This window comes from Priestia sp. FSL W8-0001, assembly GCF_038050335.1.
In the GTDB taxonomy this organism is placed as follows: Bacteria; Bacillota; Bacilli; order Bacillales; family Bacillaceae_H; genus Priestia; species Priestia flexa.
This window is the reverse complement of record NZ_JBBPAL010000001.1, coordinates 510,001-536,485: the sequence shown is the minus strand read 5'-3', so window position 1 is coordinate 536,485 and position 26,485 is coordinate 510,001. Positions and strand designations below refer to the sequence as shown.

Here is a 26,485-nt window from a genome sequence, read left to right as displayed (position 1 = left end):
GTGGCTTCTTAAGTGATACCTTATGCATATTTTGTTCCTTCTGGCTCTTTTCTAAAAAAGCTTTTCATCGCATGAAATACATCTGCTTTTTGCTTAAGAATAAAATGGCGGAACTGTTCATCCTGAATATTCTTATATGCAGACATTAAAGTCGAATGACGATTGTATTGATTTACTTCTCCATATCCAAACATATTAGAAACCTTCATTAGTTCGTTTACAAGCTTAACACACCTTGCGTTGTCGGATGTCAAATTGTCGCCATCTGAAAAGTGAAATGGATAAATATTATAACGGCTAGGATCGTACTTTTTATTAATCAATTCAAGTGCTTTACGGTAAGCTGATGAACAAATAGTTCCACCGCTTTCTCCCTTAGAGAAAAAGTCTTCTTCTGAAACAACTTTGGCTTCTGTATGATGGGCAATAAATTCAATTTCGACAGTTTCATACTTTGTTCGTAAAAAGCGAGTCATCCAAAAGAAAAAACTTCTCGCCATATACTTTTCCCAAATCCCCATAGACCCACTTGTATCCATCATCGCAAGCACAACTGCTTTTGATTCAGGTTTTGTTACTTCATTCCACGTCTTAAACTTTAAATCTTCAGGGAAAATTGGGTGAAATGCAGGCTTACCAGTCATTGCATTTCTCTTGTACGCAGACATCATCGTGCGCTTTTTATCAATGTTCCCCATCAAGCCAGTACGTCGAATATCATTAAATTCAATGTGTTCAACAACAATGTTATCAGATTCTTTTCGCTGTAAATTCGGAAGTTCAAGCTGTGCAAACAGTGCTTCTTGTAGCTCCATGAGCGATACTTCTGCTTCAAAGTAATCTTCTCCAGCTTGATCACCTGCACCTTGACCTTTGCCAGCACCTTTTTTTCCATCACCGCCAGATCCATCTCTGGCTACCACATCTCCTACCTTACTTTCCCCATCACCTTGACCAACATGTTTATTCTTATCATAATTGTAGCGAATTCTGTACTCATCTAATGAACGAATTGGAATCTTAACAACGTCTCTCCCATTTGACATGACAATGTTTTCTTCTGTAATTAAATCCGGTAAGTTATTCTTTATCGCTTCTTGGATTTTTTCTTGGTGTCGCTTCTGATCGTCATGACCCTTACGGTGGAGGGACCAGTCTTCCTTGGAAATCGCAAAACTCTTATCAATCTCTTTACCCACGTATTTCCCCTCCTTGTTCAAGCTGCTTTTGAAAGGTTGGTTATTCTATCCTATGTCTCAAAATGGTATACTTGCTAATTAATTTAGCTTCGACTTTTAAAAAGTCCGGCTGTACACTATCATATGAAAAAGCATCTACTGTGAATGAGATAAATGCCTATTTTGCTAATATAAAAGATAAAGAAAACATGGCACATATCAGCGGTGCCATGTTTTTTATCATTCTTTATCGATTCAATAAGCTTCCTACATAGCGTAAAAGTTCGTTCGCTGAAACGGAATTATAGCCATGCTCATCAATTAAGCGAGCAACTACCTCATTTACTTTTTTCAGCTGCTGTTCGTCTGGTGTCTTCGTTGATGTGGTAATTTTCACTACATCTTTTAAGTCCGCAAATAATTTTTTCTGAATAGCTTCACGTAAACGCTCGTGCGAATTATAGTCAAAGCGTTTCCCTTTACGAGCATACGCAGAAATACGGATTAAGATTTCTTCACGGAACGCTTTCTTCGCATTTTCTGAAATGCCAATTTGCTCTTCAATTGAGCGCATTAGCTTTTCATCTGGATTCATTTCTTCCCCTGTTAACGGATCGCGCAGCTTGTTTTTATTGCAATATGCCTCAACGTTATCGAGGTAGTTCTCCATCAGCGTCTTCGCTGATTCTTCATATGAATATACGAATGCTTTTTGAACTTCTTTTTTCGCGATTTCATCATATTCTTTACGTGCTAATGAAATGTAGTTTAGATAGCGCTCACGGTCTTCTGCTGAAATAGATGCATGCTGATCTAACCCCTCTTTTAGTGAACGCAATACATCTAACGCATTAATTGATTTAATATCTTTTCGAATGATGGTTGATGAAATACGGTTAATTACATAACGTGGATCGATTCCACTCATACCTTCATCCGAATGTTCTTTCTTCAACTCTTCCACATCTGCATCGTTGTAACCTTCAACAGATTGGCCATCATATAGCCTCATTTTCTTTAATAGATCAATATCGCCTTTTTTAGGCTCTTTTAATCTTGTTAGCGTTGTAAAGATGGAAGCAATGCGCAGCGTATGTGGTGCGATATGCACATCCGATACGTCGCTTTCTCGAATCATTTTTTCATAGATTTTCTCTTCTTCACTAACCTTTAAGTTATATGGAACCGGCATGACGATAATACGTGAATGCAAGGCTTCATTTTTCTTATTCGAAATAAAGGAGCGATACTCCGTTTCATTTGTATGTGCGACGATTAATTCATCTGCACTAATTAAAGCAAATCGTCCTGCTTTAAAATTCCCTTCTTGGGTAAGAGATAATAAATGCCATAAGAACTTCTCATCACACTTTAACATCTCCTGGAACTCCATCATTCCTCGGTTCGCTTTATTTAGCTCTCCGTCAAATCGATATGCTCGTGGATCTGATTCTGATCCGTATTCAGCAATGGTTGAAAAGTCAATGCTTCCTGTTAAGTCAGCAATGTCCTGAGATTTTGGATCAGATGGACTGAATGTACCAATCCCCGTACGTTTATCTTCAGAGAAGAAGATTCTTTCGACAATAACGTCTTCAATTCTGCCGCCATACTCTTCCTCTAATCTCATTGTATTTAAAGGCGATAAGTTTCCTTCAACTCGAATGCCATACTCTTCATAGAAGTCTCGACGCAGATGGTGTGGAATTAAATGAAGTGGATCTTCATGCATTGGGCATCCTTTGATTGCATAGACAGCACCACGATCTGTTAAAGAATACGCTTCTAATCCTCTTTTTAGCATGGTAACTAGCGTTGATTTCCCTCCACTAACTGGTCCCATAAGTAATAAAATACGCTTCCGGACATCTAATCGTTTCGCTGCAGGATGGAAGTATTCTTCAACCAGCCTTTCAAGCGATTCTTCTAGACCAAACATTTGTTCACTGAAGAATTTATATTGCTTTTTCCCATTGACATCTTCAATTCCTGCATCTTTAATCATATTGTAGACCCTTGAATGCGCTGGCTGAGCAATTAAAGGCTCATCTTTAATTAGTTTTAAATATTCTTCAAATGTACCTTCCCATTTAAGTCGATTCTCTGCTTCACGGTATTTTTCAATTTTCTTTAATATATCCATTAAAGGACCTCCCCTACTAGTTCTGGTGCTAGTGAACAAGATTAATACAATCTATGCAGTAAAATGTTTGAACATGCTTTTTAAATTAAGAAATTCAGAATTTTGTCTACATTAAAGATTCACAGCGTGCCATGAATTAGCTATAATAATTAGGAGGAGCATGACAGAAAAATAAAGGAGGCTCTATCCATGAGGTTACTATTGGTTTTAGGCGTATCACTTGCTTTTTTATCAGCAATTTTTACGGCTGGGTATAATGACAAGCCTGGGGTAAAGCGCAAATAGAATGAACCTACATAGAACAGTCATCCTTGTAAAAAAAAGAAAATCCCCTTAATCAAGGGGATTTTCTCTTAATAAGTCGCCGTACTCTTGCTGTCGCAGCGCTTCATAAATTAAAATAGCTGCCGTGTTTGATAAGTTTAAAGAACGAACGTTTTTCGTCATTGGTAAACGCAAGCATCTATCCATATTCGCTTCAATGATTTCATCAGGTAAGCCACTTGTTTCGCGACCAAACACAAAGAAGTGATCATCTTCTACATTGCTATAGTCAAAGGATGAATGCGGCTTCTTTCCGAATTTAGTGATGAAGTAAAATGCGGCTTCTGGATACTTTTCAAAAATTTCTTCTAACGAATCATGATAGATAACCTCAACATAATCCCAATAATCTAAGCCGGCGCGCTTTAACATTTTATCATCCGTCGAGAAGCCTAATGGACGAACTAAGTGTAAAGTTGTGTTCGTTGCTGCACAAGTTCTCGCAATATTACCAGTGTTAGCTGGAATTTCTGGTTGATATAAAACAACATGTAGTCCCAAAATAGTCACCTCTAAATACAAATCTATTCATCATTATACCATTAACTTTTCAAAACAAAAGGGATATTTATTGATCGGTAATATGGAAAAACGTATACTTCATATTTGGCGTATAAGCTGTCGAATCTTCATAAGCCCAATAGCGCATGCGGCTATTATACGTATTAGCATTAACTAAAGGCATCCCGTCTGCATCTTTTGCCACAACGATTGTCGTGTGGTTCCATCTGCCGTCTCCTTCAAAATCATAGCAAATAACATCACCCATTGTTAACTCTTTAACTGAGCTTTTTTTAATGGCTCGCAGCCCTTGTTTTGAGTTTTGGAGATAACTGTGCATCGAGTGTGCCACCGCCCAGCTATAGCTCCAATTATCTTTACTTAGCCACCAGCCTTTACTTCGATTAGGTTGACCTCTCATAGGGGCTTTTCCTGCTCGTAAACACTGAGAGATGTAATTCGTACAGTTCACCTCAAAGTATTTATAAGCTGGATTAGGCGTATTCCAATATGTTTCTGCATACTGTACCGCTGCTAGACGGTCATAGTACCCATTTCGATCAGCTACTTCTTCCTTATCATCCATACTAAATTCTAAGTCATCTATTTCATCTATATGAATAGGAAGCAATTTATCATGAATTAGCGTATCTTTATAAAACAATGCGCACCGCTCTTCTACCTCTTCTTCTACGTAAAATAAATCATCTTGTTTACATAAAAATCGTTTGTGTATTTGATAAGTAACCTTTGTCTCTTCATTTTCATTTTGAACGTCATGAATAGCTCCTTTAACCGTACACTTCACAACCTCTACTTTTCTCTTTCTCAGTAAAGACTGCTTAAGCTCGTATTCCTGTTCGATAAACGGCTTAAAGTCCTCGCTGATTACTTGATTCACGTAGCTATTTGCTTTGGCTTTCATCAATGTATATAGGACATTTTTCTTTGCTAGCATCTGTTCACCACATTTCTCTGCTTTTACTATACGCTATGATGAACAGCTTACCTTTTAACACAACAATTTCATCTTCTATGACTTTACTAACAGCGCAATTCCCTTTTCAAACTCTTGCTTGGCTTCCTCATCCTGCTCTTTTTCTTTTAATTGTTCCAGTATAGGTAGCACCTCATCGTTTCCAATTTTCCCTAAGGCCCAAGCTGCTGTTCCTCGTATTACAGGACGTACATCTTCTTTCATTACTTTAATTAAATCAGGTATAGCTGTTTCATCCTTAAAATGAGCAAGTGCAATAATTGCATTACGTTGAATTGGTTTTTTTCCACGCCAAGAACCAGATACATGGCCATATTTTTCTTTAAACTCACGATTGCTCATTGTTAATAACGGCTTTAACTTCGGCTTTGCAATCTCAGGATCTGGTTCCATTTCAGGATGAAAGTGAAAGTCTTTACCTTTATTCTCAGGACATACCGTTTGGCACGTATCGCAGCCGTATAAGCGGTTGCCAATTTTATCTCGAAACTCATCTACCAAAAAACCTTTTGTTTGTGTTAAAAATGCAATACAACGCTGAGAATTAAGCTGTCCGCCTGTAACTAATGCACCTGTTGGGCATACTTCAACACATTTATTACAAGTACCGCACTGGTCTTCAATTGGTTGATCCGGTTCAAATGGAATATTCGTGACGATTTCACCTAAATATACGTATGAACCAAACTCCGGCGTAATAATCGCGCAATTCTTTCCACTCCAGCCAATCCCAGCTCTCTCGGCAACGGCTCGATCAGAGAGCTCGCCCGTGTCTACCATAGATTTCACTTCAACACCTTGAACTTTTTCTTTTAAGAACGATTCAAGTTTTTGGAGCCTATCTCGTAAAATGGTATGATAATCTTGTCCCCAAGAAGCACGACAAAAAATGCCTCTTCGGTCTTCCTTTGTACTTCTTGGTGCATTAGGCATTTTAGAAGGGTATGCAAGAGCAATAGCAATGATTGACTTCGCTTTTGGAACCAAAAGCGTTGGATTCGTACGCTTCTCAATATCTGGTTCTTCAAACCCTGAAGCGTAGCCTAATTCTTGTTGTCTTAATAAACGATCTTTTAACGTCTCAAACGTTGACGCACTAGCAAAACCAATTTTATCAATACCTATTTCTTTACTATAGGCAATCACTTCTTTTTTTAACTGTTGAAAATCCATTTATGCTATTCTCCTTTAAAATTCAATGCGTAGAATTGCTTTTACTATCATTTTCACTGGAACAATTCTACTCTATACATAACTCACTAATGAAAAGGTGGTATTTTATATGAACGTTATCATTTCACCAGAAATTAAAGAAAAAAATAATGATATTAAACTAGGTATTATTCATTATCGAAATATCGAAGTAAGCGAAGCTCCACAAATGTTAAAAGGAAGGTTACGACTCTTTCAAGAATCCATTTATTTTGATTTACAAGATAGAACCATCACTTCTTTTGAAGGAATCAAGGAGTGGAGATGCATATTTAAGGAGTTTGGAACCGATCCAAGCAAATATCGTCCATCCATTGAAGCATTATTTCGTCGAATTCAAAAACAAACGTATTTACCCACAATTAATTCAGCTGTAGACTTAAATAACTTCTTTTCCCTTCAGTACGAAGTTCCTTTAGGCATTTACGATAAAAGCTGTTTAAATGGAGACATTTCGTTACGACTTGGGAATGAAGATGAAAGTTACCTTGCAATTAATGGTCGAGAAGTGTCTCTATACAATAAGCTTGTATTAGCAGATGAACAAGGTCCTTTTGGAAGTCCTTATGTTGACTCCAACCGAGCTCCAGTTTCTGAACAGACATCTGAAGCACTTCAGATAATCTTCTTAAAACCTTCTCTATCTACTGAAAGCTCCTTAAAACTAACTGAATCTCTCAGCACCATGTTTACACAAATTCATGGTGGAGAAGCTTCGTATTCGCTTATCAACTAACCACAAAGACGTTTATCTAATTTAGATAAACGTCTTTTTTATTCACTATAACCCTAAAAATATAAAAAACGCAACACCTTGTTTTTGGTAAACAAGATACTGCGTTGTGATCACAATATGTATGGAGCGGGTGATGGGAATCGAACCCACGACATCAGCTTGGAAGGCTGAGGTTTTACCATTAAACTACACCCGCAAATGAAGTTGTGCTATCTCTTAACAACATTCATTATAGTATCTTTCGACATAAATTGCAACCCTTCTGTTAAATTTATGTGAAAATATTAACGAACTATTAAGTTTTCATAAACAAATAGGCTTTACAAGTTACCTTGCAAAGCCTATTTCTTAGCTATATCGATAATCTCTTAAAGCTTTTAAAACTGAAATTTCTTCTAATATCTGTTCACCTACATTTGTTTCTTTTACCATTTTTCGTTCCAATTCTTTATCAACTAGTCGCTTAACGGATAGTACATCAGCTTCGTCCAATAAGATATCTTTTTTGGAGTTAAAGTGCTTATGAGCAACTAACTGCATGCCATAAGAATTAGACAATAACGTATATCCTGCAATTCCGGTTTGTGATTGATATGCTTTTGAAAACCCGCCATCAATGACAATCATTCTACCGTTTGCTTTAACAGGGTTTTCACCTTCTATCTCTTTAACAGGCGTGTGACCATTAATGATATGACCATGATCTGGATTTAATCCAAAATCAGCTAATATTCGACGGCACATATCCTCTTTTTCACGAAGGTAATAATATGGATTTTTCTTTTCTTTATGCGTTGCTTTATCTTTAATGAAATAGCGCTCAAACGTCGTCATCGCTCGTTTTCCAAATAGAGATGAATATTCGCCCGTCCATAAATACCAGACCATGTCAGTTGCTAAATCATCCGTTTTATCCGGGCCTGCAAAAGCCGAACGCAAATACCGCTCAAACACATCTAACAGTTGACGACCTGAATAAAACTTGCCTTCAATCACCATCTTTTCCATATTTCCTTCTTCATCTAAAGGAATGCATCCATGGATGAGTAAGTTCCCATTGTATTTCAAATAGAGATTTCCTTTATTCATAAGAAAGTTCATATGTCTTGCTAGCTTTTCAGAATGTTGAACTGAAAACAATAATTTCTCAATAACCTGCTCCTCTTCTTCTAAGAGCTCTTGTGGATTTTCAGGGTTTACCGTTGCAAAGCATCCATTTTCAATAGGATACGTTTTATCTCCAAGTGTAATTTCATTTGTTTCATAATTAACTTTCTCAAGCAAAAGTCGTTCTGACATATTGAAATACGGACGTCTTTTAATAATTGGCATTTCAAGCTTAAACTGAATCATCGCAATAGCTTGATGAATTTTTGTAATCTGTAAACGTTCATGCTCAGATAGGTGCGAACCTACATTTTCTTTTGGACGGAATGCAGGATTATCATCATAATATTTTTCTGCTAGGTTTAGAAGTGGTCGTAAGTTAATACCATACGCATCTTCAATAATATTTAAGTTATTATAACGTGCACAAATACGAACAATATTAGCTAAGCATACTTTCGAACCTGCAAAAGCTCCAATCCAAAGAACGTCATGGTTTCCCCACTGAATATCGACGGAATGATAGTTAATAAGAGTTTCCATGATCTTATCAGGTTCTGGACCACGATCATAAATATCTCCAACGACATGCAAATGATCGACAACCAACCGCTGAATGGTATAAGCCAGTCCTGATATAAGTTTATCAGCTTGTCCTAATGAAATGATTTGCTGCACAATTTTATGATAGTAATGCTCTTTATTTGTAAATTCATCTGTCTTATATAAAAGCTCTTCAATAATATAAGCAAACTGCTCAGGGAGTGCTTTACGCACCTTTGAACGTGTATACTTCGATGATGCATACAAAACTAAATCAAGCATGCGATTAATCATTGTCGTATACCAATCACGTAGTTCTTGTTTGCGAGTAAAGTTTGCTTTAATAATCTTCAGCTTCTCTTCTGGATAATAAACAAGCGTCGCAAATTCATTAATTTCTTGTTGAGATAATGTATCCTTAAACAGATCTTTAATCTTTTCTTTTACGTTTCCCGACCCATTTCGTAATACGTGTTGAAAGGCCTGATACTCGCCGTGTAAATCACTTACAAAGTGTTCTGTTCCTTTTGGCAAATTTAGAATTGCTTCTAAGTTAATAATTTCCGTTACCACTTTCTCTTCTGTGTCATACTTCTTAGCCAGTAGATCTAAATAATTTACGTTCAAAACTATGTATCCCCTTTCAAACTAACTTATCACCTCAGCGTTTACAGAAGCTTACTGCGTGAGTCTTTCATCTTTAGTACTTATTGTACACCTCTTCACACTCGACTTCTAGAGAGATCAATTACATTTTGTTAACTAATTTACAATTTTTATTTAATTCAAACTTAATCAGTTGCTTTGAAAAGACTAAACACAAAAAAGACCTCAACATCTCTGTTGAAGTCTTAACATTACGCTCTTTTATGTAAAACTAATACCAGTGGTCGGGGTCGAACCGACACTCCCGAAGGAACACGATTTTGAGTCCCCAAAACAACTCGAATCTTATTTAGATCTTTACCTTCAACGTTTGTCGAACTTTGTTGTTTTTTCGGTTAACACGATTATCTTTATTATTATGCCTTGTTCCTTCAGAAAAGTCAACCCTATTTATGATTTATTTTGAGTGCTTTTGATTAAATCTTATTGAATTTGGCTTGCCCCAATTTTTTATACTCTCTTATGAGCTCCTTTTCAAATCTTCTTGCATCTTCTTCTCGATTAAACTCTCCTACAAACTTATATTCAATTTTACCATCCTTCATTAGTTGCTTATGTTCCGTGTTTCTTCTATTAGTATATCTTCTGCACCGATACCAAACTCCACTTCCTATATAAACAACTTCACCATTTAATAAATGAAGATAAACAGTATATTTGTTTACTTTTCTAAGCTCACTTGAATTAAGCTTATATTTTTTAATAAGTTGGATTACTTTTTGAAATGTAATACCATAAATACTTGCAATGTCTTGATTGGTCTGTAATCAACGATTGTAAAATACCCAATAACAACGGTTTTAAATTCCCCAAAAATAACAGATAATCGTTTCGAAACAAACATCAAAGATGGAGTGAAGAAACGGTGCTGAAGATTGGGGAGTTTTTTATGATTAGAGAGTTATTTCAGAAAGGGTGGACGAAAACAGCCATTGCAGAAGCAACAGGCTTCGATCGTAAAACGATCAGCAAATATCTAAAAAGCAATCAGTTGCCGGAACGTAAGGCAAGCGAGCAGCAGAAAGAGAGTAAGCTCGAACCCTATAAGTCCTACATCCTTCAACGAGTCAAAGAAGGAACAACCAACTGTGTCGTACTGTTAGAGGAAATTCAAACGATGGGTTACGAGGGGAAGATGACAATTTTAAGAGACTTTGTTCGTCCTCTTCGTCAACAGCCAAAGAAACAGGCAACCTTACGGTTTGAAACACCACCAGGGAAACAAGCCCAAGTGGATTGGGCGTACGTGGGAAAATACTTAGTGAATGGCAATCTGCAAGACATTTATGCATTTGTGATGATATTAGGTTATTCCCGAATGAAGTACGTAGAGTTTACAACCAACATGAATCTCGAAACCCTCATGAAGTGTCATATGAATGCTTTTTCTTACTTTAATGGGGTACCAGAACAAATTCTCTATGATAATATGAAAACCGTTGTAATCAAGCATAGTCCTGTAGAGATTCGTTTCAATCGCAAGTTTGAGGATTTCTTAGCCTACTATGGGATTGTGCCAAAAGCCTGTCGTCCTAAACGTCCGCAAACAAAGGGGAAAGTAGAAAGAACCATTAAGTATTTGAAAGATAACTTCTTTCAGCGAAAACACGAACCAACTTTACATGCATTAAATGAAGCCGTACGTACATGGTTGGATCAGATAGCTAACAAGAAAACCAATCAGACTACTAATGAGTCACCATTTCAACGATTTGAGCAGGAACAGAAGTTCCTGCAGATATGGGGAGTGAAGCCTCTGTTTCCCACTTCACATTGGGAAACCAGAGAAGTCAGTCGGGACTGTGTGGTGTCGTACCGCGGAAAAAGGTATTCAGTTCCTTACCGTTACGCTGGACAAATGGTTAAGATTAAAGAAACACTCGATCATCATTTAGAGATTTACGATGAACGTGAATGTATCGCAAAGCATCCGGTTCTTACAGGAAAAGCAACTACTCATATCCGAATGGAACACTATGATGGGCTACATACAAAAGAAAAAGGGCAGAAAGCGAAGAACGTTGAAGATTTGGCGACCGACGGTCTTCACTCTCATACCCCATCTCCAAATGTGGAAAAACGCCCTCTCGCTGCTTACGCAGCACTGGAAGAAGGTGAGTCTGTATGATGAACGAACTCTTATTGGAGCGTTTAAAGAAGCTCGGCTGGCATCATACAGCCAACCAACTTGATAGTTTACTAGAAGACGCTTCTAAGGATAATGTATCATATTCTGAGTTTCTTCACACTATCGTTTTGCATGAAACGGAGCAACAAGATTCTGATCAACTAGAAAAGCGAATGAAACGGGCAAAGCTGCCTTACACCAAAACGATTCATGATTTTGACTTTACATTTCAACCAAGTCTGAGCGAGAAAAGGGTCAAGGAAACCTTAACATGTCGCTTTATTGCCAATGGGGAAAATCGCATATTACTGGGTCCTCCGGGTGTAGGAAAAACTCATTTAGCCGTCTCCTTTGCGATTGAAGCGATTACCCAAGGATATACAGCCCTATTTTTGTCGGCCGACGACTTAGTGGCTCAGTGCCGCAAGGCCAATGATAAAGGGACACTCCAGCGACTCGTAAATCGTTGGAGTCGTCCAGACGTGTTAATTGTAGATGAAGTAGGTTATTTTCCTTTTGATGAACTAACCGCCAATGTTTTCTTCCAGGTTGTTTCAAAGCGATACGAACAAGGAGCAATGATTTTAACATCTAATAAATCGTACCTTGAATGGGGAAAAGTTTTTGGTGACGATGTATTGGCAACGGCTATCTTGGATCGCCTCTTACATCATGCGATTACATTTAACATCAAGGGTGACTCCTACCGTTTGCGAGAAAAGAAAAAAGCAGGAATTTATCCTGCCCAAACAACGATTTAGCCGTTCATAATGGGGAATTTCATTTCGTTGAAATTGGGGAAATTTGAATCGTTGTTGACAGGTCATCTTATTTGATAAATGTTCAATAATTTCTTCTTTTGTTGGTAACATAAAAAATCAACCTCCTAGAATTGTTATATCTAGAAGATTGACTTTGTAAATCGAATTTTATTATAAAATAACCATTCCACAACAAATTTAAGTTGGAGAATCAGCGGTTTTCTCTTGTTTCTCCTCTTCATCTGTTGGAATCTTTATATACTCTTTCATCTTTTCTAAAGAAAGTAATCCAAACTTATCTTTGGCTTTTGATATTTTCTCTTCAAGGTATTTTAAATATTCTGGTTTGATATATGGAGTTAATACGAATTTTATATCAATATTATCCCCCATCTTCATCCAGCCAGGAAGGGAATTCTCATAAGCAAAGACCCTCTGAGTATAAATGATTAAGGCCATTTTTTGCATACAATATATAATAGTATCTTCATTAAACACAAAATCTACATCCAAATCCGAAAAGCAATACCCCTCTAGCTTTGCCCTTGATAAATAAATATCTTCACCATTATTTTCCTTTAATTCTGCAAAAGTATCCTTTAAGATATTACCATGAGAATGATTAGTTATTAAATATTTAACTAAGAATCCTGTTACAGGATACTTGGATAACTCTATACCTTTTAATATAGACTGCAAAATGAGGTATATGATTGCTTGCTCTATATTAGAGCTTTCACTGCTTTCTATCTTAATATGAACTCCGGTTGTCCATGAAACCTCAACTTCTGTTTTACCTGCTTCAACTTCCGATTTACCCTTTTCTCCTTTGTTCATAAGCCTCTTCATAGAGTATGCAAGATGACTAAGTAAGTTTATATCTCCTTGTTCTACTGCATTTAATAGTAAATGCTTATAAATTCTTAACCCACCAATACTTGAAACATCTTGAGCAATCTCTCGGCTACAGAACTGCTCTAAAAAGTCTAAGACTGTTCGAAATAGTACGGGTTCATCTGAATCCAAGTACATAATTAATTCATGTAAAATAGTATGAAATTCTTTTTTCAGATCTTCAAACTGGTCTGATGGCTCGAAAGTAAAGAGTATTTCTATACATCGTGATATTTCGGAATGACGATTATGATCGTGTAGTGATTTTATTAATGCTACATGCTGAATTAGCAACGATTTATGTAAACTTTTATAAGCTTCTTCAGAGTTTTGTGCCTTAGAAGCTTGATATAGTAACTGAGAAGGTATGGTAATTTGTGAATTCTCCCCAAGATAATCCATCATCTCCTGTGGAATACCTTCAATAAAAAGAGAAGATAACTGCTCCAACGACTTAGAAGACTCATTATAAACTTCCATCATATTTTTCTCCACACAAACAATTAATGTTTGATAATAGGTTTCAATAGAAGCATTTAAATATTCATATAAACCTTTTCTGAATTTAAAATCTTTGTTCAAAATCATTACTTGAATAATAACAGTATTAATACTAGACATTGAGTGTCTAAGTAGTGTCCTAATGTCGATACTGTTAAGCATTTTACGAAGAGTATTAACCCCATAAAATAAACTCATACAAGTAATGATAATCCATATAGGAAGTCTTACTAAGTTTTGAGGATCTTCATAGAAATTTAACATATTGTCTTTATTAAATGGGATAGCGAAAATCTTCCCATAAATTGTATTGAAAAGGATAAGAGCTAAACCTACTATAAATCCCATATTACCAGATGCTAAGTTACTACTAATAGCAACAGATTTTCTCTCTCTATAAGCAAAAAAATAAATAGTAAGAGAAATTGACCAAAAGATTGCTAGAACGTTAGATGCTACATCAATTACTCCAATTGTATATGAAGGATACTTCTTTATTGCTTTTACAACATTTAAATTGATTTGCATAAACCATTCGTTAATATGTTGTAAAACATACACAATAGTTTTTGTATTAGGAATAGTTAAATATAAAAAATAAAATAGCCCTATAAAAATTATAGGACTAATCATTGTAGCGTAAAAATTATATTTACCTGCAACATAGATTAGTTCTTTTCTCCATATTGATATTGTGGATATAAATTTCAAAAGGGAGATGTTAAAATTCTTAAGCTTTTGATTATTTTTTCGAAATACATGCTTGGTGTAAAAAATAAAACTTTGATATGGATATATAAAATTAATTATTTTTTTCGTTAGAGCTATTATTTTCTTTCTTATTAAAAACAAAATAATCAATATAAGTATCTTACTAAAAAATGACAATTAAATTCCCCCAAAAAAATAAGGCGCAATTTAATTAGCGCCTTGCAATAGTCCACCATAATATTCTTGCATATCTTCTATTTGGATAATTTCATTCATTCCTTTACTCCAAGCATTTAACCATGGTGATTCTTTATGTGTAAGTGTTTCTAAATACTTGCCATCATACTCTCCATATAGTTTCCATACACCTTCTAATACTTCTAAATCTTCCGGATTAATTTGAAAATTAATTTTGTCCACGGGAGGAATTTCTCGAGAACCGTAATCACGATATTCACGATACAACTCACGAGACACTGGTCCATGTAACCATGCTTCTAATTCACTATTAAATACCGGACGACCATGTATAGCCATACTCCACGCCTGAGCATAATATACAAGCTTTTGTAATTTCAAATGTGTAATAGAGAAATTCCGACCTGCCAAACTCTTGTTTCTAAAGTATAGAGCCACTTGACGAACATCCATCATACATACATCCCTCCTTTAGTTTTGAAGGAAACAATGTTTTAATATTGTACTTTTTCGACAAAAAACAAGAAAAATCCTGCATAATAATCAAAAATTAAAAAATTAAAACAGTCAACATTTCTTATTATAACTAAGATTAGATAATTTTGTATAATAATTTAAAAGGATTTTCTCCTTATACTTCCTTAATACTATAAAAATAAGGAATTTAGAACAGAAATTATTGATGATTCCTATATTATTGACAGGCTACACAGAAATTATTGAGTTTACAGCTTAAAAATAAATTTTAAGCTTATTTTTATAATATCTTATTCACTATAATTTTGCTTGTGCCTGAATTAGTAATGCTTCCTCAGCAGCTAAAACTAAATTTTTATTTTTAGCTTTAATACCTTTATTTTTCATATAAATAATATAACTTTTGTACGATAATTCTACAATATTATTTTCCAGAGTGAATAATACGAAAAGAACAGGGTTGTGACCGTCAAGTAGAATGAAACAATTTTTGCTCGTTATTTTGAAACACTTTGTTCCCCAAATATGGTAGAACGATGCTTCATACGATAACTATCTTCATTTAAATGAATGATTTCTACTCGGTGAAGAATCCTATCTAGAATTGCTGTTGTTATAGCTTGATCACCCAATAATTCTCCCCATTCTTTTGGTGCCTTATTAGAGGTCAAGATAATGGAAGACTGATTATACAAGTCATTAATTAAATGAAAGAACATATTAGCTTCTTGTTGATCCATTGCCATAAACATTAAGTCATCTATTATGACTAAATCAGCCTCTCTAATTCTTTTCATTCTTGCTTTTGACTTTCGTGTGATTTCTTCTGTTTTCAGGTTATGAATTAAATCTCCCATTGATGTGAATATCGCTTTATACCCTTGGTTAATAGCCTCTATTCCTAGGCCTACGGCCAGGTGAGTTTTACCTACACCTGGTGGCCCTAATAAAATCAAATTGTACAGCTGTTCTATCCAAGTTAAATCTTTTAATCTATTTAGTTGTTTGTTGCTTAAAGACTTTTGTTCTTTTAAATTAAACTCCTCAAGTGTTTTGCTGAAAGGAAAAGTTGCCCACTTTAATCGGTTGTTTAGTTGCTTTTCTTCTCTTCGAGTTTGCTCATAAGAAGTGACATCTAACAGGAATTGAGTAAATGAAAGGTCTTTTTGCTCAGCTTCTCTGATCAAATGGGGGAGATGCTTGGCAGTTTCAACGAGTCTTAACCCTTTCATTATGTCTTGTAATTGTTGGATTTGGCTCATCGCTATTCAACCTCCATTAAAACCGTGTAAGTATCTACTTTTCTTTTGTATGCTTCTGTTTCTAAAACCCATTCTGATAGCCTGTTCAAAGTCTTAACTTCTTTCTTTTTATCAATAACTGTTTCATGTACCTGGCGCTGACGTTTCACATATGCAATGATATCGCCAAAATCAGTTGCACTGTATAATTTCCTTTTTAAACACTCTGCTAACGCTTTAGTCAGTACTTCGTTATCGATACCTTTTGTTTCGCGCAAGATGATTTGCAACTGGTCTTTAATGTAACGAGGATTTTTTTCCCTAACCTTCTCTAAATATTTAAAGGCTAGTTCTTTATCTTCAAATCTCTCAGCCACTGTATTAATGAATGCTCCAACACCTTTTGTACGATCCCTACTATGTTTTTTATCTTTTATTAACATCCCTTTCCCTTCGGGAATTGAATGTTTTGTGGATTGTCAACACTAAACTAGACAGTTTTCTTAAGGTGCGTAAATTTGTATTCCACTGGACTTAAATAATCTAAAGTACCGTGGATGCGTAGATGGTTAAACCAGTGCACATAATCTGTAAACTCTCTTTGTAACTCTTCTAAGCTATCAAAATGACGTTTCTTTACGAACTCTGTTTTGATGATTTTGAATGTTGCTTCTGCTACTGCATTATCATACGGACAGCCTTTCAAACTTAGAGATCGCTTGATGTTAAACGTTTCTAGGGCCTCATCAATGACTTGGTTCTTATATTCTCTTCCTCGGTCAGTATGGAACATTTGAACCGTATGTAAATTACCTTTTATTGACGATAGAGCTCGATAAACTAGTAGAGTATCTTTGTTCTCACCTGTACTAAATCCAACGATCTCCCGATTAAAGAGATCAACAAATCCACATATGTAATACCATTTTCTGTTGACTCTTACATAAGTTAGGTCGCTGACCACGACAGTCAATTCTTCCTCTTGTGTAAATTCACGATTTAATTCATTCGCTTGATCACTTTTATTTGGTTTATCCTTATGGGGTTTAAATTGAGCTACAGTATAAGCTGAAACAAGTCCTTGTTCGTTCATAATTCTGCCGATTCGACGACGAGAAACCAATTTCCCTCTTTTCTTTAGCTCATGCTTTATCTTTCTCGCACCATAATTTTGGCGGCTTTGATGGAAAATTTCTATGATGTCTGAAGTTATATCATCTTCATTCTTTCGTTCTTTTGCTTCATAATAATACGTACTTCTAGGGAGTTGTAGGACCTTACACATTGCTGATATCGAGTATTTATGCTGGTTGTTCTTAATCACATTTACTTTCGTCCTAGTATCAGCGCGGCTTGCTTTAAAATATCATTCTCCATCTCTAATTGCTTATTACGTTTCCTAAGTTCCTGCAGCTCTTTCTGTTCGGGGCTGAGGTTATCCTTTTCTTTGAAGGAACCAGAGGACTTACTTTGATTAATCCACTTATCAAGCGAAGATGGTGTTAACTCATATTCTCGAATGATGTCTTTACGAGGCTTTCCATTCTGATATAGCTGCACGATCTGTTGCTTAAATTCTTCGGTAAACGTTCGACGTACTTTTTTTGTCATGTAGATTCTCCTCATAACTGATTAGTATAGTTAATTCTACTTGACCTTAAAATTTCTGTCTAACTAAGTGTAGCCGATCCAACCTTGTCACGCCGACATTTGCGGTCTGTCAAACGGTAGCTAAACGATAGAGGGTATAACGTTAGAGGGCTGGAATAAAACGTAGGACACGCCGTTTACAATAGGGAGTGGAGGAAGTGTTTTGGCTAACACAACAATAACGGCGTATCCCCACTTGTTATACAATTACGGGGGTAGGTTTCGCACGTTTACCGTTAAATAAATATCGGCTACTTGTCGGCTTTGACAACGCCCGTATAAGGCTACGTAGTACATTACCCCTTTCACGCAGTTAAAACGTGACTCAACGCAACGTCGTAAGTGACAGCTAACGATTAATATTATTAGGAAGATTTTACTGAATAGAAATGATATAATTATATTACCGTAGGGAGGGAACGTAAATTGGGCGATATTAAACTATTTAGACTAAACGGGGATTCCGTTGACGAGTTAGAAGGACAGTCAGTTGCGGTTGAAAAATCGTTACAACACATATTAGAACGCCATCTAGAAACCTTTTTAGGCGTACGGTTCTTAGCTTCCGAACATAGTACGGGTAAACGCCATGCAGGCAGAATTGATACGTTAGGCATTGATGAAAACAATTCACCCGTTATTATCGAATATAAGCGGTCTGTTAACGAGAATGTAATAAATCAAGGTTTATTTTACCTAGATTGGTTGCTCGATCATAAAGCGGAATTTGAACTAATGGTTATGCGTAAATACGGTGCAACCGTTTCAGACGCTATTGACTGGAGTAGTCCTCGTTTACTTTGTATTGCAGGCGGTTTTACTAAGTATGACGAACACGCCGTACAACAAATTAACCGTAATATCGAGTTATACCAATATAAGCATTATACGGACGGTCTATTATTATTAGATTTAGTTAACGCTACAACTGCACAAACCGTACATATTGAAGATGATACGCCAGCTACTACGGCTACAAACCGTAATACACGGGTAAAAACAGTATCAGATTATTTGGAGCAAGCTAACACGGAACTTACAGATAGATACGAAACACTTAAAGCGTATATGATTGCGTTAGGTGACGATGTTCAAACGAAAATACTTAAACACTACATAGCGTTTAAACGTATAAAAAACTTTGCTTGCGTGGAGATCCACCCACAAACGGCAAAAATACTGTTATATCTGAAGGTTAAGCCCGATAGTATTACGTTAGAGCCAGGATTTACCCGTGATGTTACAAATATAGGGCATTATGGTACGGGTGATTTAGAGGTTACGATTTCTAACGGTGAGGATATTGAAAGGGCTAAACGGCTTATTAACATGGCTTATGATGTTAGTTAATGAATAACGGGCAAGCATTTACGCAAGCCCGTTTTTTGTTTTATTCATAACCGTGTTTCAATCTATGTTCTTTTAAAAATAATGGAGAAGGATAATCGCTTAAAGGCTTTGAAAAAGTGATGTTTGTTGCAATCCCTTGACCTTCAAAATTAAAATTAGGCGAATAAAGTATTATATAATCGTCAGTTAAGCTAATATATCCGTATTCAAAAAGACCATCATGCAATTTACATAAAAGTATGCTATTCGATGGATTTACCCTTTCTTCAGTAGATGATTTTGACCACGTTTTAATATGGCTAGTAATAAGTAACTTAGGATCGTTAATACTGCATAGGGCACACTTTGAACGGTAATTTTGCAGTAGTGCCTTACGTAACTTGTATTGACCTTGACGGGCTTTAATCGTACGGAGTACGTCCTTTCCGTCATTTTCAGTAAAAGTAATTTTACGGGAAATCTCACCGTCATCATGATTAGCTAAATGAAATTCTTCTAAATCTTCAACGTTAACGTTCATTAAACTTTCTTCAATCTTCTTTAACGTTAATTTAGGGTATCTAGCTTTGCTATTACCGTCAAACCCGAAAAAATGAATAACAGACCACGCCTGCCAACCATCCTCTTCATTAAGAGCGTCTATTATTTGCTCGATTTTACGGTTACTTATTCCCTCTTTTAAAAAATGGTATAAAACCTCTGCTCTTACCCTAATTGGTAAACTTTTTACAAAGTTAATTCTTCGTTGGTCTAATTTAGCCATAAAAACCTCCGTAACATTTACGCCTTAACTAGCGTACCTTTATCAAGTTGGTATTCGTATGTATTAAATAAGAACGTTACAACGGTTTTAGCAGAGTTTATTACCATTAACGCATGGTGCTTATTTACCTCATATCTACGGTGATGGGCGTCCCCGTTCTCGTTTCTTATTTCAGCTAAGCCGTTTACAATGTTAATTAACCCGCTTAATACCTGCTTTAAAGGTTTCTCTAAATTAGGGTTTTCGGTATTTAAGTTTAATTCCTTCCGCACTCTCTTAAATAACGCAGGTAAATCAAGTTTATCTTTTAAACTTTCCCCCGTAATGTTAACAATTATTTCGTTACAAACGCCCTCTACTAACGAACGGGCACTTGTAATGGCTCCCGAGTAATCCCCATCAGCGAACCTTTTATCGCACTTTGTTAAATCTTCCTTTATATGGGCAAATGTTAAACGGTCGGGCACTTCGCTTTCAACGTGAATAATTTTAACGTCTAACTGTTCTTCTTCGAGGATGTCTATGTATTCGTTAAAGCTAGCCCTAACAATATTCCTTAGCGTGTATTGGTTATCATACTCGCCTATATCTGCAGTTAAATCGGAAACTGCTTCGTCAATAGTACGGCTTGTCGGTATAAAGCTAGGTATCGTTAGTTTTCGTTCTTTGGCGATTGCTTTGATAATCGAACGACTCTCTTGGTATAATGCATCGGGTACCGACCAATCCGCAAATGGATCGCCGTTTCTGCTATCAAAATACTCGTTTATTGCATCGGATAAATTACTCTTCGTCTTTTCTAGTATTTCTATTGCGTTCAAATACCGCTCCCCCTTTTACAATATTATCCTTTAAAAATATTATATCATCGCTTTTAAGCGTTGGGGAGATAGATTAGTTAACGGTTAAAACAACTTTAAAGCATACGTAATAATGATACCGTCTAGTTTAAACTAACGGAAAGCATTCCGCTAATATAGGTAAAGTAAGGTTACGGGTTGATGGCGAAGCAGTAACGTATGGCACTACGTCTAACCCTCCGCTTTTTAAAAATCTTGTAAGCAAATTTTACGGGCTAGGCACGCTATCCGCAGACGAGATACCCCCGCCCCTCTTTGCCGTAGAAGATACCTTTGCCTACCGTTGCATACTCGCCGTATAAGCGTTGCCTTCTGCTTACGTTTGTCATGCAATTTAATGTATATTGAATACGCCATCTAGTGCGTACGATTGATTGTCGTTTGCCTACGTATACTTACGTTAAATCCTGCTACAATAACGTTTGTAGTGTACCGTAGTTAATACCGTTTATACAGTTATTTATACATGGGCGTTATACCAACGTTTAAAAGCGTGGACAGTTACATATATAACGGGTAGATATTGTATATAGTACGGCGTGTAGTAGGCGTGCATAGGGCGTACATATAACGGTATGTTTATACGGTAGTAGATAAGATACCCCCTAAGTTTGGCGTAACCCTTGCGTGCCGAAGGCGTTTGGCTAGTAATTAAGCGTAATTACAAACGTTACCCGTACGTAAACAATACGTTATTTGTTAACTTCAATACCGCATAAGTTTACTATTATTACGTACACAATAGGCGTTTATTTTACCGAATACCAATGCGGTTACATCCGTTGATGTCATTACGTTTCCAATGTATTTGCCGTATTGTGCTATCCGTACAATACAACGTTATTTTAGCAGAATTATACGGAAATAAAGTGCTTTACACGCTTACTATCTTTCCCCCGAAAATTAGCGGAAATCAATGTATTCAATATTGCGGAAATCAAACATAAACTTCCATTCTGCCTTCTTATAACCACGGGGAATAGGATTACCTTCTTCGTCCTGGTACATAAGCCTAAACGTACGATTATCCGTAACTTGCTTGCCATCTTCTTCACGTTCAAATATTAGTTCCGTTTCAACTTCGCTAATTGCAGAAGCATTATCGTAAACATTTACTAACTTGTAATCTACTAGCTTTTTACCTTCAAACACTTCACGTAACTTACCTGCTAATTTACCAACGGTTTCGTATTTCCTATTGAACTCAAGCATCATCGCCAATTTACCGTAGTTCCTAGCGGTTATATATTCCAATAGTTGCATGACTGCTTTTTCTGGCGTTTCCTCTTCGTATTCACTTAGCTCACCTTTAGCTGGCATATCTTCGCCAACCGTTATATCCCTGCGTTTCCATACGTTATTTAAATACTCGCTTTGGCGTTGGTTTTCCGCTAAACCTTCTAAACTACTTGCAATCTGTTCGGCTGATTCTTCGAGTGTTGGCGGTACAAATTCTTTATTAACGCCCTTTTTACCTTTCTTAATTGCGTCTGCCCAATCCCTTAACGCTAGTAACGTAGACAATGCTTTTGCAGATACATTAACGTTGGCATAGCCTAAATCTCTACCGTGTAAAATACCGTTTCTGTACGGTAAAGTAATTTCATCTTCGGTAGTTTTCCTACGACTTTTATTTAGTATTTTTTGTATTGCACTTAAACCGCTACTATGAGCTGCAATCGTATCCCAAACATCAAGTTTAACTTTATCGGCAAAGAAACCAATTTGTTCAACGTCATTTACGAAGCCATCTATAAGCATTAAAAATAACGGTACGCTTGCGTGATACCTTCCGCTAAAATGATCCTCCAAAGCGTTTAACATTAAGGTTCTACGTGGTCTAAACTCTTGTACGTTGTTCAGCCGTGTAACAAGGAAAGAGATTCTATCCCTATCGGTAAAATATTCGATTAATGCATCTTCGGCTTCCTTTGGTTTACCTGCTTCGGCTAGCTTTACGCACTTTTCCATTAAATCAAAACTAAGTGTTTCAAAAGCTATCCAACCTTTTTGTGCAAAGAAATGATTAAAGCGGTCAGGAACGTTCTTTATTGCACTGTATTGCTTATTTATATCTTCAAATTTCTTAAAAGCATCATCAAGATTAGGGTCACTGTAACCCGTGAGTTTCGCTAATTTATACATTGTTTGCATATCTTTAGCACCACCAAAGGTCATGTCCATTTCTTTATAACTATAATTATCTTTAATTCTAGTCTTCTTTTTGGTTTTCTTTTTAGCCACCACTATTCCCCCTTAGACAAATTCCCTATTTATATTACAAATTCTAACAATAATCAGAACCTTCTTCAATCACAGCTACCCTTTTATTCAAATAAAAAAAAAGCCTGCCGTAAGGCAAGCTAATTTCGTTCTATATTCTTTTTCTGCCCGTTACCTTATTAAGTGGTGACATTTGCTTGTGTACCTCTTGTACATCTTCGCTAAATAAATGTACGTAACGTTTTGTTATCGTAATATCTGTATGCCCCAACAACGCCATTAAGGTAAATGCGTCCATGCCTTGTATTACACATAAACGGGCGAAACTATGTCGTATTAAGTGTGGGCTTACGTTCTTACCTATCTTTTTACCGTAAGTGGCTAGCCTATTTTGCACTTGCCTACGGCTTAATGGTTTTTCGTCTACTGTAATAAACAGTTCTTTGCAGTTTACTTCGCCCCTAATGGCTATATACCGTTGCAATATTTCACGCATACGGCTTTGTATTGGTAAAGTGCGTTGGAACGTTTTGGCGTGCTTGATAACTATTGTACCGTTATGCAAATTAATATCTTCTACGGCAATACCTATCAGCTCGCTAACACGTAGCCCACATTCGATAAATAGGCTTAATATACAGTAGTCACGGTAGCCCGTAAAAGTAGTGAGATCGGGTGCTTGTAGCAACTTTGCCAACTCTTCTTCCGTTAACACTTCAATTACTTCGGCGTGTTCCCTTAGCATGGATACGCTCTTCATTGGATTAGCTTTAATATAATCGTTCTTTTCTAGATAGTTACAAAACGCTTTTAAAGCCGTTAACCTTGTGTTAATTGTAACGGGCTTAATGTCGCTTGCTTGCATATGCCTTATTACCGTTTTAATTATTTCGGCGGTTAGATTATTAATAAAGTTTATCTCCACACCTAACGCACGTAGCGTGCCTTTAAACGCATTAAATTCGTTGTTATAGTATTTAACCGTTTGGGGTCTTAAATTACGTAAATGGCAATCGTCTATAAACGCCCCAATAGCTTCTTCTAATGTTAGGTTAACGGTAATGTTTGCACCCGTAACCTTTAATTCATCCATACTTAATGCGTTACTACGTCTTTTGCTAGCCATAATATTATTTCCTCCTATGCGTACGATATTCGGTAGCTAGTAGGCACACGTTTCATACGGTAATAAATCGTGTGTATATAACGCAAAAAAACGCCTACCCGTTAAGGTAAACGTTATGTATGTAAGGTTGGTACCGAAGGTGGGACTCGAACCCACACGCCCGCGAAGGCAACGGATTTTGAGTCCGTCGTGTCTGCCATTCCACCACTTCGGCACATTTTAAGGAAATGGTGCTACGTTGGTTTTGCCGAAATGTTAACGTAATAAGGCTTACTGTACGATTTTGAGTCGTGCGCGTCTGCCAATTCCGCCACACTGGCAAAATAAAAAAGGCAGAAATAATATAAATGGTGCCGAGGGCCGGACTTGAACCGGCACGGTAGTCACCTACCGCAGGATTTTAAGTCCTGTGTGTCTGCCAATTCCACCACCCCGGCAGGACTTATTGTGAATAATGGAGGCGGCAACCGGATTTGAACCGGTGATAAAGGTTTTGCAGACCTCTGCCTTACCACTTGGCTATGCCGCCACTTTATTCAAAATATGGAGCGGAAGACGAGGTTCGAACTCGCGACCCCCACCTTGGCAAGGTGGTGTTCTACCACTGAACTACTTCCGCATATTGTATGGCTGGGCTAGCTGGATTCGAACCAACGCATGACGGAGTCAAAGTCCGTTGCCTTACCGCTTGGCTATAGCCCAATAAAAATGGGGCGACTGATGGGAATCGAACCCACGAATGTCGGAACCACAATCCGATGCGTTAACCACTTCGCCACAATCGCCGTGTTAATTGGCAGGGGTAGTAGGAATCGAACCCACACTGACGGTTTTGGAGACCGTAGTTCTACCTTTAAACTATACCCCTATAAGATGGTGGAGGGGGGCAGATTCGAACTGCCGAACCCGAAGGAGCGGATTTACAGTCCGCCGCGTTTAGCCACTTCGCTACCCCTCCAGAAAAACATGGTGCCGGCAAGAGGACTTGAACCCCCAACCTACTGATTACAAGTCAGTTGCTCTACCAGTTGAGCTACACCGGCGTGTTTTCATAAGATGGTGGCTCGGGACGGAATCGAACCGCCGACACAAGGATTTTCAGTCCTTTGCTCTACCAACTGAGCTACCGAGCCTTCTTATAATGGCGGTCCCGACGGGAATCGAACCCGCGATCTCCTGCGTGACAGGCAGGCATGTTAACCGCTACACCACGGGACCACTTTGGTTGCGGGGACAGGATTTGAACCTGCGACCTTCGGGTTATGAGCCCGACGAGCTACCAGACTGCTCCACCCCGCGATGATAAGAATATAAATGGTGGAGGATGACGGGATCGAACCGCCGACCCCCTGCTTGTAAGGCAGGTGCTCTCCCAGCTGAGCTAATCCTCCAACTATGTATAAGAATTATGGTGACCCGTACGGGATTCGAACCCGTGTTACCGCCGTGAAAGGGCGGTGTCTTAACCACTTGACCAACGGGCCATTTAAGAAATAAATGGCGGAGAGCAAGGGATTTGAACCCTTGAGACAGCGTTAACCGCCTACACGATTTCCAATCGTGCTCCTTCGGCCACTCGGACAGCTCTCCAAATGGCTCCACAGGTAGGACTCGAACCTACGACCGATCGGTTAACAGCCGATTGCTCTACCACTGAGCTACTGTGGAATCTTATAAAGCCTGGCAACGTCCTACTCTCACAGGGACAAAGTCCCAACTACCATCGGCGCTAGAGAACTTAACTTCCGTGTTCGGCATGGGAACGGGTGTGACCTCTCTGCTATCGTCACCAGACATATTACATTATACAACATTTTTGAAAGAAATCAAGACTCTTTTTAAGTTTTTATTCTCTCAAAACTAGATAACATTTTGCTGAGTACTAAGTTTACTGTCTAGCTATGGCTCCTAATTAGTCGCCTTCGCTTTTTCTAATTTGGTTAAGTCCTCGATCGATTAGTATCAGTCAGCTACACACGTCGCCGTGCTTCCACCTCTGACCTATCAACCTGATCATCTTTCAGGGATCTTACTAGCTTGCGCTATGGGAAATCTCATCTTGAGGGGGGCTTCATGCTTAGATGCTTTCAGCACTTATCCCGTCCACACATAGCTACCCAGCGATGCCTTTGGCAAGACAACTGGTACACCAGCGGTGTGTCCATCCCGGTCCTCTCGTACTAAGGACAGCTCCT

19 protein-coding genes, 17 tRNA genes and 2 rRNA genes (1 of these 38 cut by a window edge) are annotated in these 26,485 nt (G+C 37.5%); 4 read left to right on the top strand and 34 right to left on the bottom strand.

Annotated elements, in window-relative coordinates:
* Nucleotides 1–20 precede the first annotated feature (20 nt).
* The 5 genes from yhbH to queG form a co-directional block, all read right to left on the bottom strand.
* Nucleotides 21–1,199, bottom strand: coding sequence for a sporulation protein YhbH (gene yhbH / locus MKZ18_RS02905; protein WP_025908460.1), 1,179 nt, complete (start codon nucleotides 1,197–1,199; stop codon nucleotides 21–23).
* A 226-nt stretch (nucleotides 1,200–1,425) separates the two neighbouring features.
* Complete coding sequence (locus MKZ18_RS02900; protein ID WP_025908459.1) at nucleotides 1,426–3,321, bottom strand: PrkA family serine protein kinase; 1,896 nt, start codon at nucleotides 3,319–3,321, stop codon at nucleotides 1,426–1,428.
* Between the two features lie 333 nt (nucleotides 3,322–3,654).
* Nucleotides 3,655–4,155: a tRNA (uridine(34)/cytosine(34)/5-carboxymethylaminomethyluridine(34)-2'-O)-methyltransferase TrmL gene (trmL, locus tag MKZ18_RS02895; RefSeq protein ID WP_090752733.1), complete on the bottom strand. Its 501-nt coding sequence runs from the start codon at nucleotides 4,153–4,155 to the stop codon at nucleotides 3,655–3,657.
* Nucleotides 4,156–4,213: 58 nt separating this feature from the next.
* Nucleotides 4,214–5,104, bottom strand: a complete 891-nt coding sequence (locus tag MKZ18_RS02890; protein WP_061785571.1) for an amidase domain-containing protein — start codon at nucleotides 5,102–5,104, stop codon at nucleotides 4,214–4,216.
* Nucleotides 5,105–5,179: 75 nt separating this feature from the next.
* On the bottom strand, nucleotides 5,180–6,316 hold the full coding sequence (queG, locus tag MKZ18_RS02885) for a tRNA epoxyqueuosine(34) reductase QueG (RefSeq protein ID WP_025908456.1): 1,137 nt from the start codon (nucleotides 6,314–6,316) through the stop codon (nucleotides 5,180–5,182).
* Nucleotides 6,317–6,425: 109 nt separating this feature from the next.
* Here queG and MKZ18_RS02880 point away from each other — a divergent pair, with 109 nt between their 5' ends.
* On the top strand, nucleotides 6,426–7,091 hold the full coding sequence (locus MKZ18_RS02880; RefSeq protein WP_025908455.1) for a B3/B4 domain-containing protein: 666 nt from the start codon (nucleotides 6,426–6,428) through the stop codon (nucleotides 7,089–7,091).
* A 122-nt stretch (nucleotides 7,092–7,213) separates the two neighbouring features.
* Here the strand turns inward: MKZ18_RS02880 and MKZ18_RS02875 are convergent.
* Together MKZ18_RS02875 and MKZ18_RS02870 are read right to left on the bottom strand one after the other, a co-directional pair.
* Nucleotides 7,214–7,287: transfer RNA gene (locus tag MKZ18_RS02875), tRNA-Gly, on the bottom strand.
* 152 nt (nucleotides 7,288–7,439) lie between these two features.
* Nucleotides 7,440–9,368, bottom strand: coding sequence for a fructose-1,6-bisphosphatase (locus MKZ18_RS02870; protein ID WP_340842939.1), 1,929 nt, complete (start codon nucleotides 9,366–9,368; stop codon nucleotides 7,440–7,442).
* Between the two features lie 904 nt (nucleotides 9,369–10,272).
* On the opposite strand from MKZ18_RS02870, the gene istA reads away from it, so the two are divergent.
* The gene (gene istA / locus MKZ18_RS02865; RefSeq protein WP_251385950.1) at nucleotides 10,273–11,535 is read left to right on the top strand and encodes an IS21 family transposase; all 1,263 of its coding nucleotides are present in this window, start codon (nucleotides 10,273–10,275) and stop codon (nucleotides 11,533–11,535) included.
* On the top strand, nucleotides 11,532–12,296 hold the full coding sequence (gene istB, locus MKZ18_RS02860) for an IS21-like element helper ATPase IstB (protein WP_000980839.1): 765 nt from the start codon (nucleotides 11,532–11,534) through the stop codon (nucleotides 12,294–12,296). The genes istA and istB (MKZ18_RS02860) overlap by 4 nt, the downstream gene beginning before the upstream one ends.
* A 198-nt stretch (nucleotides 12,297–12,494) precedes the next feature.
* Here istB (MKZ18_RS02860) and MKZ18_RS02855 read toward each other — a convergent pair whose 3' ends face one another.
* The 5 genes from MKZ18_RS02855 to MKZ18_RS02835 form a co-directional block, all read right to left on the bottom strand.
* Complete coding sequence (locus MKZ18_RS02855; RefSeq protein WP_061785575.1) at nucleotides 12,495–14,579, bottom strand: hypothetical protein; 2,085 nt, start codon at nucleotides 14,577–14,579, stop codon at nucleotides 12,495–12,497.
* Nucleotides 14,580–14,609: 30 nt separating this feature from the next.
* Nucleotides 14,610–15,056, bottom strand: coding sequence for a Panacea domain-containing protein (locus MKZ18_RS02850; RefSeq protein WP_082802723.1), 447 nt, complete (start codon nucleotides 15,054–15,056; stop codon nucleotides 14,610–14,612).
* 518 nt (nucleotides 15,057–15,574) lie between these two features.
* Nucleotides 15,575–16,339: an IS21-like element helper ATPase IstB gene (gene istB / locus MKZ18_RS02845; protein ID WP_025909801.1), complete on the bottom strand. Its 765-nt coding sequence runs from the start codon at nucleotides 16,337–16,339 to the stop codon at nucleotides 15,575–15,577.
* Between the two features lie 2 nt (nucleotides 16,340–16,341).
* Nucleotides 16,342–16,761, bottom strand: a complete 420-nt coding sequence (locus MKZ18_RS02840; RefSeq protein ID WP_224427545.1) for a hypothetical protein — start codon at nucleotides 16,759–16,761, stop codon at nucleotides 16,342–16,344.
* Between the two features lie 47 nt (nucleotides 16,762–16,808).
* Nucleotides 16,809–17,929, bottom strand: a protein-coding gene (locus tag MKZ18_RS02835; protein ID WP_340842940.1) for an IS3 family transposase whose coding sequence is annotated in 2 segments (ribosomal slippage) — nucleotides 16,809–17,680 and nucleotides 17,680–17,929 — 1,122 coding nt in all. Because the reading frame shifts where the segments join, the coding sequence is not laid out codon by codon here.
* 465 nt (nucleotides 17,930–18,394) lie between these two features.
* On the opposite strand from MKZ18_RS02835, the gene MKZ18_RS02830 reads away from it, so the two are divergent.
* On the top strand, nucleotides 18,395–19,318 hold the full coding sequence (locus MKZ18_RS02830) for a DUF5655 domain-containing protein (RefSeq protein ID WP_253346622.1): 924 nt from the start codon (nucleotides 18,395–18,397) through the stop codon (nucleotides 19,316–19,318).
* Between the two features lie 40 nt (nucleotides 19,319–19,358).
* On the opposite strand, the gene MKZ18_RS02825 is transcribed toward MKZ18_RS02830, so the two are convergent.
* The 22 genes from MKZ18_RS02825 to MKZ18_RS02720 form a co-directional block, all read right to left on the bottom strand.
* Nucleotides 19,359–20,081, bottom strand: coding sequence for an HNH endonuclease (locus MKZ18_RS02825; protein ID WP_061786575.1), 723 nt, complete (start codon nucleotides 20,079–20,081; stop codon nucleotides 19,359–19,361).
* Nucleotides 20,082–20,098: 17 nt separating this feature from the next.
* Entirely contained in the window at nucleotides 20,099–20,902 is an 804-nt protein-coding gene (locus MKZ18_RS02820) for an abortive infection family protein (RefSeq protein WP_061786574.1), read from the bottom strand.
* A 942-nt stretch (nucleotides 20,903–21,844) separates the two neighbouring features.
* Entirely contained in the window at nucleotides 21,845–23,185 is a 1,341-nt protein-coding gene (locus MKZ18_RS02815; RefSeq protein WP_061786573.1) for a hypothetical protein, read from the bottom strand.
* Nucleotides 23,186–23,315: 130 nt separating this feature from the next.
* Nucleotides 23,316–24,290: a tyrosine-type recombinase/integrase gene (locus MKZ18_RS02810; RefSeq protein ID WP_061786572.1), complete on the bottom strand. Its 975-nt coding sequence runs from the start codon at nucleotides 24,288–24,290 to the stop codon at nucleotides 23,316–23,318.
* Between the two features lie 128 nt (nucleotides 24,291–24,418).
* Nucleotides 24,419–24,504 (bottom strand) — tRNA-Leu (locus MKZ18_RS02805).
* A 134-nt stretch (nucleotides 24,505–24,638) separates the two neighbouring features.
* Nucleotides 24,639–24,727, bottom strand: a tRNA-Leu gene (locus tag MKZ18_RS02800).
* 18 nt (nucleotides 24,728–24,745) lie between these two features.
* Nucleotides 24,746–24,819, bottom strand: a tRNA-Cys gene (locus MKZ18_RS02795).
* 15 nt (nucleotides 24,820–24,834) lie between these two features.
* A tRNA-Gly gene (locus tag MKZ18_RS02790) sits at nucleotides 24,835–24,909 on the bottom strand.
* A gap of 8 nt (nucleotides 24,910–24,917) precedes the next feature.
* Nucleotides 24,918–24,992 (bottom strand) — tRNA-Gln (locus tag MKZ18_RS02785).
* 7 nt (nucleotides 24,993–24,999) lie between these two features.
* A tRNA-His gene (locus MKZ18_RS02780) sits at nucleotides 25,000–25,075 on the bottom strand.
* Between the two features lie 9 nt (nucleotides 25,076–25,084).
* Nucleotides 25,085–25,158: transfer RNA gene (locus MKZ18_RS02775), tRNA-Trp, on the bottom strand.
* Nucleotides 25,159–25,164: 6 nt separating this feature from the next.
* Nucleotides 25,165–25,248 (bottom strand) — tRNA-Tyr (locus MKZ18_RS02770).
* A 9-nt stretch (nucleotides 25,249–25,257) separates the two neighbouring features.
* Nucleotides 25,258–25,333 (bottom strand) — tRNA-Thr (locus MKZ18_RS02765).
* Between the two features lie 14 nt (nucleotides 25,334–25,347).
* Nucleotides 25,348–25,423 (bottom strand) — tRNA-Phe (locus tag MKZ18_RS02760).
* Nucleotides 25,424–25,432: 9 nt separating this feature from the next.
* A tRNA-Asp gene (locus MKZ18_RS02755) sits at nucleotides 25,433–25,508 on the bottom strand.
* 4 nt (nucleotides 25,509–25,512) lie between these two features.
* Nucleotides 25,513–25,589 (bottom strand) — tRNA-Met (locus MKZ18_RS02750).
* Between the two features lie 16 nt (nucleotides 25,590–25,605).
* Nucleotides 25,606–25,681: transfer RNA gene (locus MKZ18_RS02745), tRNA-Val, on the bottom strand.
* 18 nt (nucleotides 25,682–25,699) lie between these two features.
* Nucleotides 25,700–25,774, bottom strand: a tRNA-Glu gene (locus MKZ18_RS02740).
* Nucleotides 25,775–25,788: 14 nt separating this feature from the next.
* Nucleotides 25,789–25,880: transfer RNA gene (locus tag MKZ18_RS02735), tRNA-Ser, on the bottom strand.
* 3 nt (nucleotides 25,881–25,883) lie between these two features.
* Nucleotides 25,884–25,958, bottom strand: a tRNA-Asn gene (locus tag MKZ18_RS02730).
* Nucleotides 25,959–25,968: 10 nt separating this feature from the next.
* A 5S ribosomal RNA gene (gene rrf / locus MKZ18_RS02725) occupies nucleotides 25,969–26,084 on the bottom strand.
* Nucleotides 26,085–26,226: 142 nt separating this feature from the next.
* A 23S ribosomal RNA gene (locus MKZ18_RS02720) occupies nucleotides 26,227–26,485 on the bottom strand (it continues 2,676 nt past the right edge of the window).